The sequence below is a fragment of the Streptomyces sp. NPDC057939 genome (assembly GCF_042887545.1).
GTDB lineage: Bacteria > Actinomycetota > Actinomycetes > Streptomycetales > Streptomycetaceae > Streptomyces.
Genome location: NZ_JBHVPG010000054.1, coordinates 1 through 13,611 on the forward strand (window position 1 = coordinate 1; position 13,611 = coordinate 13,611).

The 13,611-nt window shown below is 71.9% G+C and carries 10 protein-coding genes; 7 read left to right on the forward strand and 3 right to left on the reverse strand.

Going from position 1 to position 13,611, the window contains the following annotated elements; all coding sequences use genetic code 11:
- Positions 1 to 612 precede the first annotated feature (612 nt).
- From ACFVS6_RS35680 to ACFVS6_RS35695, 4 genes are all read left to right on the forward strand, one after another.
- A complete protein-coding gene (locus ACFVS6_RS35680) occupies positions 613 to 3,528 on the forward strand; it encodes a LuxR C-terminal-related transcriptional regulator (protein ID WP_389710648.1) in 2,916 nt (971 codons plus the stop codon).
- Positions 3,509 to 4,426, forward strand: a complete 918-nt coding sequence (locus tag ACFVS6_RS35685; protein ID WP_389710650.1) for a metallophosphoesterase family protein — start codon at positions 3,509 to 3,511, stop codon at positions 4,424 to 4,426. Before ACFVS6_RS35680 ends, ACFVS6_RS35685 begins: the two co-directional genes overlap by 20 nt.
- Positions 4,423 to 5,190 carry a 4'-phosphopantetheinyl transferase gene (locus ACFVS6_RS35690; protein ID WP_389710652.1) on the forward strand — a complete coding sequence of 256 codons (768 nt, stop codon included), beginning with the start codon at positions 4,423 to 4,425 and terminating at the stop codon, positions 5,188 to 5,190. The genes ACFVS6_RS35685 and ACFVS6_RS35690 overlap by 4 nt, the downstream gene beginning before the upstream one ends.
- A 174-nt stretch (positions 5,191 to 5,364) precedes the next feature.
- Positions 5,365 to 7,026, forward strand: coding sequence for a flavin monoamine oxidase family protein (locus ACFVS6_RS35695; protein ID WP_389710654.1), 1,662 nt, complete (start codon positions 5,365 to 5,367; stop codon positions 7,024 to 7,026).
- Positions 7,027 to 7,118: 92 nt separating this feature from the next.
- Here the strand turns inward: ACFVS6_RS35695 and ACFVS6_RS35700 are convergent, their stop codons facing one another.
- The 3 genes from ACFVS6_RS35700 to ACFVS6_RS35710 form a co-directional block, all read right to left on the reverse strand.
- Positions 7,119 to 8,528 (reverse strand): class I adenylate-forming enzyme family protein, encoded by a 1,410-nt coding sequence (locus ACFVS6_RS35700; RefSeq protein ID WP_389710656.1) that lies wholly within the window; start codon positions 8,526 to 8,528, stop codon positions 7,119 to 7,121.
- A gap of 151 nt (positions 8,529 to 8,679) precedes the next feature.
- Positions 8,680 to 9,324 carry a thioesterase II family protein gene (locus ACFVS6_RS35705; RefSeq protein ID WP_389710658.1) on the reverse strand — a complete coding sequence of 215 codons (645 nt, stop codon included), beginning with the start codon at positions 9,322 to 9,324 and terminating at the stop codon, positions 8,680 to 8,682.
- Between the two features lie 80 nt (positions 9,325 to 9,404).
- The gene (locus ACFVS6_RS35710) at positions 9,405 to 10,175 is read right to left on the reverse strand and encodes a sugar phosphate nucleotidyltransferase (protein WP_389710660.1); all 771 of its coding nucleotides are present in this window, start codon (positions 10,173 to 10,175) and stop codon (positions 9,405 to 9,407) included.
- A 329-nt stretch (positions 10,176 to 10,504) separates the two neighbouring features.
- Here ACFVS6_RS35710 and ACFVS6_RS35715 point away from each other — a divergent pair, with 329 nt between their 5' ends.
- The 3 genes from ACFVS6_RS35715 to ACFVS6_RS35725 all read left to right on the forward strand — a co-directional run bounded on the left by ACFVS6_RS35715 (position 10,505) and on the right by ACFVS6_RS35725 (position 13,525).
- On the forward strand, positions 10,505 to 11,506 hold the full coding sequence (locus ACFVS6_RS35715) for an ABC transporter ATP-binding protein (RefSeq protein WP_389710662.1): 1,002 nt from the start codon (positions 10,505 to 10,507) through the stop codon (positions 11,504 to 11,506).
- Complete coding sequence (locus ACFVS6_RS35720; RefSeq protein WP_389710664.1) at positions 11,503 to 12,357, forward strand: ABC transporter permease; 855 nt, start codon at positions 11,503 to 11,505, stop codon at positions 12,355 to 12,357. The genes ACFVS6_RS35715 and ACFVS6_RS35720 overlap by 4 nt, the downstream gene beginning before the upstream one ends.
- Before the next feature lie 115 nt (positions 12,358 to 12,472).
- Positions 12,473 to 13,525 carry an ACP S-malonyltransferase gene (locus tag ACFVS6_RS35725; RefSeq protein ID WP_389710666.1) on the forward strand — a complete coding sequence of 351 codons (1,053 nt, stop codon included), beginning with the start codon at positions 12,473 to 12,475 and terminating at the stop codon, positions 13,523 to 13,525.
- The last annotated feature ends 86 nt before the right edge of the window (positions 13,526 to 13,611 follow it).

Below are 13,611 nucleotides of genomic sequence, written 5' to 3' on the forward strand. Positions count from 1 at the left end.
AGCAGGAGCGCGATCCGCTCCCGGGCCGTCAGCTTGCCCTTCGCGTGCTGCGCCTCGGTCGCCCGATCACTCGGCCCGCGCCGCGCCTCCTCACGCAGGTCGCGCAACTCGGCCACTTTCCCGGTGAGGTTCGTCGTCATGTGCCCTCTCGACCCCGGCCCCGCGGGGCGGGCGGCTCGTCGTCTCCCGACGGGCCGCCAAAGGCCCGCACCCCACCATTAAACGAGCGGCCGGCGCCGCTCCTCCACCGTCTCCGACCCCTATTCTGCGCGCGGCGACCCCTAGAGCCGTAAAGGTTGAGCAATGAGCATTTGAGGTTTCCTTGAGGTTCCCGATACCGCCACGACCTTTTTCCCCGATTCACCTGAACCAACGGTGGCTTGGCTGCGTGTCATTCAAAACGGAGCCCGCTGGAAGGCCGGTCGAGTGTTGCTAGAGTTTGATCGGACCTGCCGAACGGGAAGAACCGGCCTGCCGTTTGACCGACGGCGAGCGCAGAATTCCACGCGCTCCCCGGGCACCACTTCCCCCAGCGGGACTCCATGGAATAGCCATGTCTTGCCACAGGACCGAGATGTGTCGCTCCGAATCTCAGGGGAGGCTTCTACAGCCATGCTGGTCGAGCGGGATGAACAGATCGCCAAGCTGACCGCCTGGGTGACCGGCGCAGCCCGGACCCACACCGCCGCTCACGGGGCGGGCTACGGAGCCGCGCGCCGGGCAGCCCCCGACGACCCCTCCAGACCCGGCCGGATCGCCGTCATCAGCGGTCCGGTCGCCTCCGGCAAGACGGCACTGCTCCATCGCGTGCTGGAACCCACGGCCGACTCGGGCATCCGCCTCCTGAGCGCCGTGACCTCCGCCTCCGAACGACACATACCCTTCGGCGTGGTGGAGGAGCTGCTGCGGGACACGCGCGAGGCCGCGGGTCCCCTGGCCCTCCACGGACCGGCCGGCGCCGAGGAACTCGTTCCCGCGCAGACCCTCATGGCCTTCCACGCCCGCCTCGCCGGCCTCGCGGCGCACGGACCCGTGCTGATCGCCGTCGACGACGTGCAGTACGCCGACCCTCAGTCGTTGCAGTGCCTCCTGTACGCCCTGGGCCGGGCGCGCGCCACGGCCGGCGGCCTCGCACTGGTCGTGACGTGCGGTCCCGACGCGGGGGCGACCGCTCCGCACGTCCTGGACGAACTGCTCCGCCAGGTCGAGGGACTGCACCTGCGGCTCGGCCCGCTCACCACCCACGGGGTGGAAGCCCTCCTCGTCCAGAAGGCCGGCCTGGCCGCCCGCACCGGCGACGCCTCGACCGGCCCCTCCCACACCGCCCGCCTGGCCTCCTCCCTGCACATGGCGACCGGCGGCAACCCGCTGCTGGTCCACAGCCTCCTGGACGACCGCGTGCACCGACAGCGCGCCGCGGATCCGGTCGACGGGTCGTTCCCCGCCGGTGAACAGTTCCTGCAGAACGCGCTGATCTGCGTCCACCGGACCGGAGCCGAGGGCCTGCGGGTCGCCCAGGGCATAGCCCTGCTGGGCAGCTCCACCGCCCGGCCGCTGCTGGCCCGGTTGGTGGAGACCGACGAGCGCACGGTGGGCCAGGTCGTGACGGCCCTCGGCGACGCGGGCATCCTGCAGGGCGAACGGTTCCGGCACGGAGCGGTGCGCACGGCCGTCCGCGAGAGCCTGGCCGACGACGCCCTCGTCCTGCTGCGCCGGCGCGCGGCCGGGCTGCTGTACGAGGCCGGCGCGGCCCCGATGGCCGTCGCCTCGCACCTGCTGGGCAACGGTCCGGCCGTCCCGGACGAGGAGTGGGTGCCCGGGGTGCTGAGCGCTGCCGCGCACACGGCGCTCGCCTCCCAGCGGGTCGAGTTCGCGGTGCGGTGCCTGCGGCTGGCGGAGGAGTGCTCCCCCGACGAGCGCGAGCGGCTGCGGCTCCGGGCGAGCATGGCCAAGTTCATCTGGCGGGTCAACCCGTCCGCCTGGGCGCAGGAACTCCAGCCGCTGAACGCCGCGTTGCGGGAGGGGACGCTGCCCGTCACCGACTCGCTGCGCCTCGTCGGCGACCTGCTGTGGAACGGCTGGATCGATGACGCGTCGATCGCCATCGAGAACGCCCTCGACGGCATGCCGCAGCCGCCCGATCCCGGACTGACCCGTCAACTGGGCGACGTTCGGGTGATGTTGGCCTCCACCTACCCCACACTGCTGGAGCGACTGGACCGCGCGCTCGGACCGGCGGCCGCCCCGTCCCCGGCGGAGTCCCCCGAGGACTGCGCGATGACCGGGATCCGGGTCCTCCAGGGGGTCCTGAGCACCGGAACCGGATCGGGCCACCGGGAACGGGCGGCGGCGGACGAGGTGCACACCGAGATCGCCGAGCGGATCCTCGCCGGTACCCGGCTCACGGAAGACAGCCACGTCACGATACGGGCGTGCCTGTTGACCCTGCTGTACTCGGAGCGGCTGGGCGAGGCGATCCTGTGGACGGACCGCCTGCTGGACGAGGCCTCCGAGCACGACGCGCCCGGTTGGACCGCCGTCATGCAGGCGATGCGCGCCCACATGGCGCTTCGCCGCGGCGAGCCCGACCTGGCGCGGCGGCTGGCGGCGCAGTCGATGGAACAGCTCACTCCGCACGGCTGGGGCGTGGGCATCGGCATGCCGCTGTCCGCCCTGATCGAGGCACGGACCGCCCTGGGCGACCACGAGGCGGCGGCGGCCCTCGTGGACAACCACCCGGTGCCGGAGCAGATGCTGCTGACGCGCTACGGGCTGCACTATCTCTACGCGCGTGGAGGTCACCGGCTCGCCACCGGCCGGCATCACGCCGCGTTGACCGACTTCATGACCTGCGGCCGGCTGATGCGCGAGTGGGACATGGACCGGGAGGGACTGGCGCCCTGGCGCGTCGGGATGGCGGAGGCCTCGCTGGCCCTCGGCAACCGTGACCAGGCCGAACACTTCGCCAGGGAGCAGCTCGCCCGGGAGGCCGGACCGCGGGTGCGCGGCATGGCGATGCGCGTCCTGGCCGCCGCCCGGCCCGCGACCGACCGGCCCGTACTGCTGGAGCGGGCCGTGACGCTGCTCCAGGAGGAGGGCGACTCCCACGAGCTGGCCCGGGCGCTGACCGACCTGGGGACGGCGTACGAACAACTCGGCGACACGGCGCAGGGCCGCAGCTGCACCCGCCGGGCGGGCCGGATCGCCGAGGTCCGCGGAGCGCGCGAGCTCACGCACGGCTCCCGCGGCGGGCAGCCCGTGCTGAGCGTGCCGCAACGGCCCGCGCCCGCGGCGCTGCCGAGCCCCGTACGGTCGCGGCCGAGCGCGGCGGCCCCCCTGACGGACGCCGAGCGGCGGGTCGCGGCGCTGGCCGCGCACGGGTACACCAACCGTGAGATCGGGGCGAAGCTCTTCATCACCGTCAGTACCGTGGAACAGCACCTCACCCGCGTCTACCGCAAGATCAACATCACGCGCCGCCAAGACCTGCCGGTCAGTTGGGACATCGATGTCGCACATACTGCCTGATCCCGCCGACGTGGCCGGCGAGCCGGGCGGACCCGCGTCCGCCGGTGGACCCGGTCCCCGGTTGCTCGCGGTGAGCGACCTGCACATCGGGATGGCCGACAACCGGCCCATCACCGAATCCCTTCGGCCCACCCACCCCGACGACTGGCTGATCGTCGCCGGCGACGTCGGCGAACTGACCGAGGACATCGAGTGGGCGCTGCGCCTGCTGGCCGACCGCTTCGCGAAGGTGGTGTGGGCCCCGGGCAACCACGAGCTGTGGACGCCGCGCGAGGACCCGGTCCAGGCCCGCGGCGAACGGCGCTACCGGCACCTGGTCGAGATGTGCCGCGCCCTGGGCGTCGTCACGCCCGAGGACCCGTGGCCGTTGTGGGAGGGGCCCGGCGGACCGGTCGCCATCGCCCCGCTGTTCCTGCTGTACGACTACACCTTCCGGGTGGCGGGCACCCGCACCAAGGAGGAGTCCCTGGCGCGGGCGCACGAGGCGGGCGTCGTCTGCACCGACGAGTACCTCCTGCACCCCGACCCGTACCCGACGCGGGACGACTGGTGCCGCGCCCGGGTCGCGCACACCCTGAGCCGGCTCGAAGCCCACGACCCGACGGTGCCCCTGGTCCTGGTCAACCACTTCCCCCTGGTGCGCGAACCCACGGACGTCCTATGGCACCCGGAGTTCGCCCAGTGGTGCGGCACCGTGCTCACCGCCGACTGGCACCGCAGGTTCCGTACGGCCGCCGTGGTCTACGGACACCTGCACATACCCCGCACCACCTGGTACGACGGGGTGCGCTTCGAGGAGGTGTCCATCGGCTACCCGCGCGAGTGGCGCCGCCGGGGCCACCCACGCGGTCTGCTGCGGCAGATCCTCCCCCACACCGGCCGGGAGGACGCGAAGTGATCGAGATCCTGCTGCCCGACAGCGCCCGCGCGAGCGAGTCCTTCGGGCCGGACGCCGCCGCGGTGCTCCACCCCGAGGAGGCGGCCCTGGTGGCGACCTCCACGCAGGAGCGGCGCGAGGAGTTCACCACCGTACGGGGCTGCGCCCGCCGCGCGCTGGCCGCGCTCGGGCTGCCCCCGGCGCCGGTGCTGCCGGGCCGGCGCAACGTGCCGCAGTGGCCGGCGGGCGTGGTGGGCAGCATGACGCACTGCGCCGGCTACCGGGCCGCCGTCCTGTCCCGCGAAGGCGACCTGATGGCCGTCGGCATCGACGCCGAACCGGACCGGCCGCTGCCCCGGGGGGTACTGGAGTCGATCGCCCTGCCCCAGGAACTCGCCTGGGCGCGCACCCCGTCGGTCGGGGCGGCCCGACCGTGTCGGGACCGGCTGCTGTTCAGCGCCAAGGAGGCCGTGTACAAGACCTGGTACCCGCTGGTGGGCACCGAGCTGGACTTCGAGGACGCCGCCCTCTCCTTCCGTACTGACGACGGCGGCGACATGCCGGACGGCATGCTCGGCGGCACGTTCCGGGCCCGCGTCCTACGGCCGGGCACCGACCCCGACGGCCGGCCGGTGACGACGTTCACCGGTCGCTGGCTCGCGCACCGGGGCCTGGTGGTGACCGCGATCACCGTCCCCGCCCACCGGAACGCGGCGGCCGGGGACGCCGTCGGGCAGCACACCCCGTACGGCACCACCGGTACGGCCGGGCACCCGGGTCGGTAGGGGTTGTCCGGTTCGGGGCCCGCTGCGTAGCGTGCGAGGACCGGACCGACCGCGCACGGCGTACGGCGCGTGGACCCCTCCCGCCGCGACGGCCAAGTGCCGCGTCCCCGGCTGCGCCGGCTCGTCCCCGGTTCCCCTGGAAGCGATGTCGCACCGGCCCGAGAGGTACTCCAGATGACATCAGCAAGCCCGGCTCCCACCACCATGCTCCTGCCGGACTTCCCGTTCTCCTACGACGGCTGGCTCGACCACCCGGCGGGCCTGGGCTCCCTACCGGCCGGCAGCGCCGGGACGCCCGTCGCCGTGGTGGGCGGCGGGATGGCCGGGCTGACCGCCGCCTACGAACTGATGCGGTTGGGCCTGCGCCCGGTCGTGTACGAGATCGGCCAACTCGGCGGCCGGATGAGGTCGGTCGCCTTCCCCGGGCAGCCCGACTGCGTGGCGGAGATGGGCGCGATGCGCTTCCCCCGGTCGGCCCGCGCCCTGTTCCACTACATCGACCTGCTGGGGCTGGACACCAGTCCGTTCCCCAACCCGCTGTCGCCCCACACCCCGAGCACCCTCATCGACCTGGGCGGCGTCCGCCACACCGTGCGCGGCGCCGAGCAACTCCCGGACGTCTACCAGGAGGTGGCCGCCGCCTGGGAGAAGTCCCTCCAGGAGCGGGCCGAGCTGGCCACGATGCGTGACGCCGTGCGGCGCCGCGACGTGGAGACCCTCAAGCACGTGTGGGGCAGGCTGGTGCGGGAGTTCGACGACCAGTCCTTCCACGGTTTCCTCGCGACCAGTTCGGCGTTCCGCTCGTTCCGCCACCGGGAGATCTTCGGACAGGTGGGTTTCGGCACGGGCGGTTGGGACACCGACTTCCCCAACTCGCTGCTGGAGATCCTGCGCGTCGTCTACACGGAGGCCGACGACCACCAGATGGCCGTCCTCGGCGGCTCCCAGCAGATTCCGCGAGGGCTGTGGGAGCACCGTCCGGCGCGGCTCGCGCACTGGCCGGCGGGCACCTCGCTGGCCTCCCTGCACGGCGGGGCCGCCCGGCCCGGGGTGCGTGCCGTCGACCGGGACGGCGCGGAGTTCACCGTCACCGACGTCGAGGGCGGCCGGGACCGGTTCCCGGCCGTGGTGTACACCCCGCACGTGTGGACGCTGCTGAACCGGGTGCGGGCCGATCCGACGCTGCTCAGCGCACCTCTGTGGACGGCGGTGGAGCGGACCCACTACATGGGCTCGTCCAAGCTGTTCGTCCTCACCGACCGGCCGTTCTGGCACGACGTGGACCCCGACACCGGGCTGCCCGTGATGAGCATGACGCTCACCGACCGGATGCCGCGCGGCGTGTACCTGTTCGACGACGGCCCGGACCGGCCGGGCGTGATGTGCCTGTCGTACACGTGGAACGACGATTCGCTGAAGATGGCCACGCTCGGCCCGGCGGAGCGGCTCGACGTCCTGCTCGGGCAACTCGCCGCGATCTATCCGGGGTTGGACATCCGGTCGCACGTGCGGGGGGAGCCGCTCACCGTCACCTGGGAGAACGAGCCGCATTTCATGGGCGCCTTCAAGGCGAACCTGCCGGGCCAGTACCGCTACCAGCGGCGACTGTTCACGCAGTTCATGCAGCGCGAACTACCCGCGGGGCAACGCGGCTTCTTCCTGTGCGGCGACGACGTGTCGTGGACCGGCGGGTTCGCGGAGGGAGCCGTCACCACGGCCCTGAACGCGGTGTGGGGCGTGGTGGACCACCTGGGCGGCTCCACCCACACGGACAACCCCGGCCCCGGCGACCTCTTCGACTCGTTGGCGCCCGTGGAACTCCCCTACGAGGACTGACCCGCCGCGCGGAGCCGGAGGGCACGGGGCCGGTACGGACGAAGGCGCCCCCGCGTGAACGCGGGGGCGCCTTCACCACGGCGTCGCGGAACTCACCCCTCGGCGGCGAGCACGGCGAGGGCCTTCTTGTCGGGCTTGCCGTTGCGGTTCAGCGGGAACCGCTCCAACACCACCACCTTGTTCGGCTGTTCGTAGACCGGCAGCAGGTCGCACAGCCGCTCCCGCCAGTGACCGGCATCGCGCAGCTCCTCGTCCTCGACGAAGAAGACCAGCTGGGAGCCGCGCAGTTCGTCGGGCAGGGGCACGATCCGGGTGGGGCAGCCCTCTGCGGCCACCTTCCGCTCGATGAGCTCGGGGTAGAGCGTGTAACCCATGCGGTGGACGGCGAACTTGCGGCCCAGGACGTGCAGGTTGCCGCCGGCGTCGAGGTGACCGAGGTCGCCGGTGGCCTGCCAGCCGGTGGCGTGCGCCGGCACGATGGTGCCGTCCTCGGACACCTGCCCTTCGAGGGCGTCGGGGGTGTCGACCTCGATCTCCCCCGTCTCCCCCGCGGACAGCTCGCGGCGGTCCTCGTCGACGATCCGGAGCCGGATGCCCTCCATGGCCCGGCCGCAGGCGACCGGGTTGTCGAGGGTGGCGAAGGAGATGTTGCCGAGCTCGGTCGATCCGTAGCTGTCGAGCAGCGGCAGTCCGAACTCCGTCCGGTACTGCTCCACCAGCGGGGCGTCGAGGGGGGCCGCGCCGACGCAGAACATCCGGACGTCGGCCAGGTGGCCGCGCAGCGAGGACTTGCGGCCGACGAGACTGAGGATGCTGCGGTAGCTGGAGGGCGTCGCGTCGATGACCGTGACCCCCGCGTCGCGGCCCATGCGCAGGGCCCGGTCGAGCCGGCGGTAGGGGGCGATCACCAGGGAGCAGCGGGTCAGCCAGGCGATGAGGACCATCGACAGGCCGTACTGGTGGGCGAAGGGCAGCAGCGGCATCAGCACGTCGTCGGGGCGGTGCCCGACCTGTTCCGCGTTGCGCCGGAGGTTGCGCAGGAACGAGGCGCCGGACTTGACGACGCCCTTGGGCGATCCGGTGGAACCGGACGTCCACATGATGAGGCCGTCGGGCAGCTCTCCCCAGGCGTCGAAGGACAGGGCCTGTTCGGTGGGCGCGTGGTCGGCGACGGCGACCATCAGCTCGTACAGGTGGACGGGGTCGGCGTCCGGGTAGATGGGGGTGTCGTCGTCGACGAAGGTGACCTTCACGCCGGTACGCACGGCGATGCGGCGGGTCTCCTCCTGGTGTTCCTGCTGGTCGACGAGGACGATCGAGGCGCCGACGTGCATGAGCGCGTACAGGACGCACACGTAGCTCGCCGAGTTGCCCGCCTTGAGCATCACGCGGTCGCCGAGGCCGACACCCCGTTCGCGGATCGCCCCGGCCACCCGGAGGGCGTCCTGTTCGAACTCGTCGATGGTCCGTACCGAGTCGGCTGCACATATCTTCGCGGTCATCGGTCGCACAATGTCCTTCCTCTGGGCCGGTCCACTGCCGGGCGGCGTGCGGTCCGCCGGGCCGGGGGCCGGGCCCGTTCAGGGGGTGGATCGCGGGGTTCGCGAGCTTCACCGGGGATGGGAATTCGGTCGCCCACGTCGTGGACCCGGGTCAATCCGGGTCCCCTTCGCCGAGCGAGATCAGCTGGTCGTGCACGATGTTGACCACTTCCCGGCGGTACGTCCTCAGGTACCCCTGGGCACCGGGGAAGACCTCCAGGTCGAACCCGCCGGAGGTGCTGCGCCGCCACGATCCGACGGCGGCCGGTGTGGCACGCGGGTCGTGACGGGCCGCCAGGGCGACCACACGACAGCCCAGTTGGGGTGGTCCGAGGCTGCCGCGGTGGCCGGGTGCGGTCCGTCCGGAGACGAACAGGGTCAGGGGCGCCGTGTACGTCTCCTTTTCGAGCCGGCAGCCGACGGCGTAGGCCAGTTCGGCCCCCAGGCGGTGCCCGAACAGGGCGAACGGGCGGTCGGCCCAGCCCCGTACGGCTTCGAAGACCTTGTCGGCGAGCACGGAGCCCGCCTCCGGGTCGAGGTCCTCCTCGGAGAGCTGGGAGGGGTATTGGACGATGAGCAGTTCCACGGTGGGCAGTAGTAACTCGGCCATGGCCAGATAGCAGAGCGGCGAGTTCCGTGAGCTCGGGAAGCAGATCATCCGGTAGCTGCTGCGGCCCGCGGGCTGCCGGATCTGGATCAGGCCGACCTCGTCGGGGGTGGTCTCCCCGGCGGGGGGCCGGTTGTGCTCATGGGTCATGCTCCCTGAAACTCCGCATCGGGTGGTGCCTGACGACTCGTGGTCGGGCGTACGATCGGCGCCTCCCGTGCGGAGGGCCTTCATGAACAGGTCCGGGGCCTGCCGTGATCGACGGCGGTGTCGGTGACCGTGGCGCTGAACGTGTCGGTGGACGTGACGGTGAACGTGTCGGTTCGCGTGCCGCTTCGGGTGCCGGTGTGCGTGCCGCTTTGCGTGCCGGTGCGCGTGTCGCTTTGTGTGCCGGTGCGCGTGTCGTAGGCCCCGGCGGCGGGCGCGCCCGTGGCGACCTCCAGGCCCTGGTCGGCCAACCACCTCAGGACCTCGCCGAACCCGACCTCGCCGGACGCGGCGGGTTCGCCGCCGGTGGGCGCGGTGGCCTCGACGGCGCGGTGCACCGCGTCGGTGAAGAAGTACACCCCCGGGTGGTCGGGGACCGCCTGGGCCGCCGGGCGGTGGGTGCGGAAGGCCTCCAACTGTTCGCCGATCCCGCCCGGGACGAAGGTGTCGCCCGGGTGCGTCACGAAGTCGTCCTCGCCCAGCCAGTCCCGCGCGCCGCGCAGGGACCGGGCCGGGTCCGGTGACCGGTGTTGGGGCAGGTAGGTGACGCTGACGCCGAAGCGGGTGCCGTCGCCGACGGCCGCCCGGATCTCGTCGGCGCCTTCGCCGAGGACGATGCCGACGTCGAGGATGCCCGTGTCGGCTATGCCTTCGAGGACTTCGAAGAGGACGGGCTTGCCGGCCGCCGGGGCGCACTGCCCGGCAGGGGCGACGGAGGGCCCGGCGGTGGGTTCGGCGGAGGACCGGGGGCGCGGACGGGTGCCGGATCCCCCCGACAGGACGAGTGCTTTCACGGGGTCTCCTCGCGGAAATGGTGGGGCGATCGGAGAGGGTCCGGCGCAGTCACGCGGTAACGCTGTGAGGATATTCCCGGTGGCAATATTCGATCACCCCTATTCCCCCCTAACCGTTTCCCCATTGCCCCTAGGCCCGGCCACGGCGGAGTCGCCCCGTGACCCCGCATGCTAGACAGGAAGCCATCACTTCCGTGTCCTATTCAGTCGGCGCCCGACGCGCGTCCGGTCACGCGATATCCTTCCCGCGGACCCCCGGCCGCCGTCGTCGCGTCCCACTTGATTCGCAGGCATAAATGAAACCTGAACGATCCGTGGAATCCACTGTCGTGGTCGACGGACTTGTCAAGAAGTACCGGGACCGTGACCGGCCGGCGGTGGACGACCTGAGTTTCTCGGTCCGCCGGGGTGAGGTCTTCGGGTTCCTCGGTCCGAACGGCGCCGGCAAGACGACGACCATCGGCATCCTCACGACCCGCGTGGCCCCCACGGCCGGGCGGGCGTTCGTGCAGGGCGTCGACGTCGTGGCCCATCCCGCGCAGGCCCGCAGGGCCTTCGCCGTCGTCCCCCAGCGCAACAACCTCGACCAGTCGCTCACGCTGCGCCAGAACCTGACCTTCCACGCCGGCTACCACGGCATGGGCCGGGCGGACCGGCGCCGGCTCGCCGACGAGTGCCTGGACTGGGTGGGGCTCGCCGACCGCGGCAAGGACCGCGGCGACCAGCTCTCCGGCGGCCAGGCCCAGCGCGTGATGATCGCCCGGGCGCTGATGCACCGCCCCGACGTGCTGTTCCTCGACGAGCCCGCCAACGGACTCGACCCGCAGGCCCGCCTGTTCATCCACGAGCGGGTCGCCGAGCTGAGCGGGCGCGGCGTGACCACCGTGCTCACCACGCACGACATGGACGAGGCCGCCAGGCTGTGCGACCGCGTCGGCATCGTGGACCACGGGCGGCTGCTCGCCCTGGACACCCCGCAGGCGCTGATGGAGAACCTGAGCGGCACCGCCTGCACTCTCACGGTGCGGCCGGCGGACGGCGGCGCGGCGGAAGTCATCCGGCTGCTGGAGAAGATCGAGGCGGTGACGCGGGTCGAGAACGTCGAGCCGCCCCGCGGGGACGGTCCGGCGGACGCCGCGGCGCAGCACCCGCCGGTCGACGCGGACGCTCCCCTACGGCTCCGCCTCTACAGCGACGCGCCGACCGGCGCGCTGCTTCCGGCCGCCATCACCACCCTCGCGGCGGCGAACTGCGACATCAAGGACATCAAAGTGGGCACCGCGACACTGGAGGACGTCTTCATCGCGCTGACCGGCCGGGAGCTTCGATGAGCACCTCCACCGCACCCGCGCCCGACCCGGTCGCCTCCTTTCCGCGCGAGCTGCGGCCCGCGCCCACCGGCGTCCGCTCGGTGACCCGTACGTTCTTCTTCATCCTGTGGCGGGACGTCTTCGTCACCGGCCGCGAACTGGGCACCTTCCTCGCCCAGGTGCTGGTGGAGCCGTTCTTCATCCTGTTCGTCTTCGGCAAGGTCCTCGGCGAACTCGGCTACACCGGCGGAAACTTCCAGCAGGTCCTGTTGCCGGGCGTGGTGGCCCTCAACGCCTTCCTGGTGAGCCTGCAGAACACGGCCCTGCCGCTGATCATCGACTTCTCCTGGAGCAAGGAGATCGAGGACCGTCTCCTGGCCCCGATCCCCATCACCCTGGTGGCCGTCGAGAAGCTGGTCTTCGGCATGCTGCGCGGCATCATCGCCTCGCTGCTGATGATCCCGATGGGCTTCCTGGTCCTCGACCACGCGTCCTGGCCGATGGACAGCTTCCCGGCCACGCTGGGCGTCCTCCTGATGGGTGCGCTGGCCGGCAGCACGGTGGGCCTGACCATCGGCACGCTGGCCCCGGCCCGGCACATCAGCATCGTGTTCGCGGTGACGCTGACGCCGCTGATGTTCACCGGCTGCACCCAGTTCCCGTGGCACGGGCTGGCGGACGTCCGCTGGTTCCAGGTGCTGTGCGCCTTCAACCCGCTGACCTACGTCAGCGAGGGGATCCGCGCGCTGCTCCTGCCGCCGGGCGGTCCGGGCTCGATCCCGTTGTGGGTGGACGTGTCGGCGCTGACCGCGGCGATCCTGATCTTCGGGGCGATCGGCATCAAGGGCTTCCACCGCAGGGCCCAGGACTGACCCCGCACCCCTCCTCCCCGGCCTCGTGCCCGGACCGGCGCATCCGCGCCGCCCGGGTGCGAGGCCTTTTTCTCGCCCCTCACATACTTCCCGGAAGCAAAGGTATTCACGGCTCATGACTCGTCCCGAGGCGATTTCCGAAACGATCACCCCCACGGAAACGGCCGGACCCTCCACCGTCGAATCGGCCGAATCCCGGACCGGGACCGCCATCGTGTTTCCCGGCATGGGTCCCGCCTCCTTCGCGGAGGTCGGCAAGTTCCTCCTGCTCGACCCGTACGCCCGGGTTCGGCTCGCGGAGGCCGACGAGGCACTCGGCTATTCGGTGTTCGACCGTTTCCGGGACGCCGAGGAGGATTATTCGGTCGATTTCCAGATCGCGTTCCTGGTGAACTCGATGGCGTTGGCGGACCGGGCCGTGGACGCGCTCGGGGTCACCCCCACGGTCTGCGCCGGCCCCAGCTTCGGGCAGAAGGCCACCGCCGCGTTCGTCGGGTCGTTGTCGTTCACCGAGGTCGTCCGGCTCACCGCGGAGCTGGCCCGCTGCGAGGAGGAGTACTTCGCCGACGCCTACGAGGACGTCGTCACGCACTGCTTCGTCCGCACTCCGCAGGACAGGTTGGACGAGCTCCTCGCCGGATTCGACGACCGGGGCGCCTGGTACGACTCCTCCGGCCGCCTCGACGCCGGTTTCCACATGCTGTCCGTGCGCGAGAGGGACCTCGACGCCCTGACGTCCGGCATCAGCGCGGCCGGCGGCTACTCCATGTACTCGATGCGGCCCCCGGTGCACGCCGCGGCGTTCTCGGCGCTGCGCAAGAAGGCGGAGGAGGACGTGTTCGGCGCGTACGCGTTCGCCGACCCGTCCCTGCCCGTGGTCGTCGACCACGACGGCAGCGTCGTCCGGGACGCCGCCGGGATGCGCACGATGATGCTGGACACCTTCGACCGGCCGATCCACTGGCCGGTCATGGTGGAGTCGCTCAAGGGGCTGGGCGTGGGCACGCTGTACGTGACCGGGCCCGACAACCTCTTCCACCGGCTGGACGTCACCAAGGACAACTTCGAGGTCGTCGCCCTCGGCCTGCCGAAGAAGCGGGCCCGGGAACGCGAGCGGGCGACCGCGCTCGACCGGTCCCGGGCGGCGCGGGTCCGTCGCGGCGCCTGAGGCACCGGACCCCGCACCGGAAGGGCCCCACCCCCTCGGGGGTGGGGCCCTTCCGCGTGGTCAACGACCGTGCGGACGGGCCTGGT

Coding starts and splice junctions, on each gene's coding strand:
- ACFVS6_RS35680 (WP_389710648.1), top strand. CDS start 613: ATGCTGGTCGAGCGGGATGAACAGATCGCCAAGCTGACCGCCTGGGTG.
- ACFVS6_RS35685 (WP_389710650.1), top strand. CDS start 3,509: ATGTCGCACATACTGCCTGATCCCGCCGACGTGGCCGGCGAGCCGGGC.
- ACFVS6_RS35695 (WP_389710654.1), top strand. CDS start 5,365: ATGACATCAGCAAGCCCGGCTCCCACCACCATGCTCCTGCCGGACTTC.
- ACFVS6_RS35700 (WP_389710656.1), bottom strand. CDS start 8,528: ATGACCGCGAAGATATGTGCAGCCGACTCGGTACGGACCATCGACGAG.
- ACFVS6_RS35705 (WP_389710658.1), bottom strand. CDS start 9,324: ATGACCCATGAGCACAACCGGCCCCCCGCCGGGGAGACCACCCCCGAC.
- ACFVS6_RS35720 (WP_389710664.1), top strand. CDS start 11,503: ATGAGCACCTCCACCGCACCCGCGCCCGACCCGGTCGCCTCCTTTCCG.
- ACFVS6_RS35725 (WP_389710666.1), top strand. CDS start 12,473: ATGACTCGTCCCGAGGCGATTTCCGAAACGATCACCCCCACGGAAACG.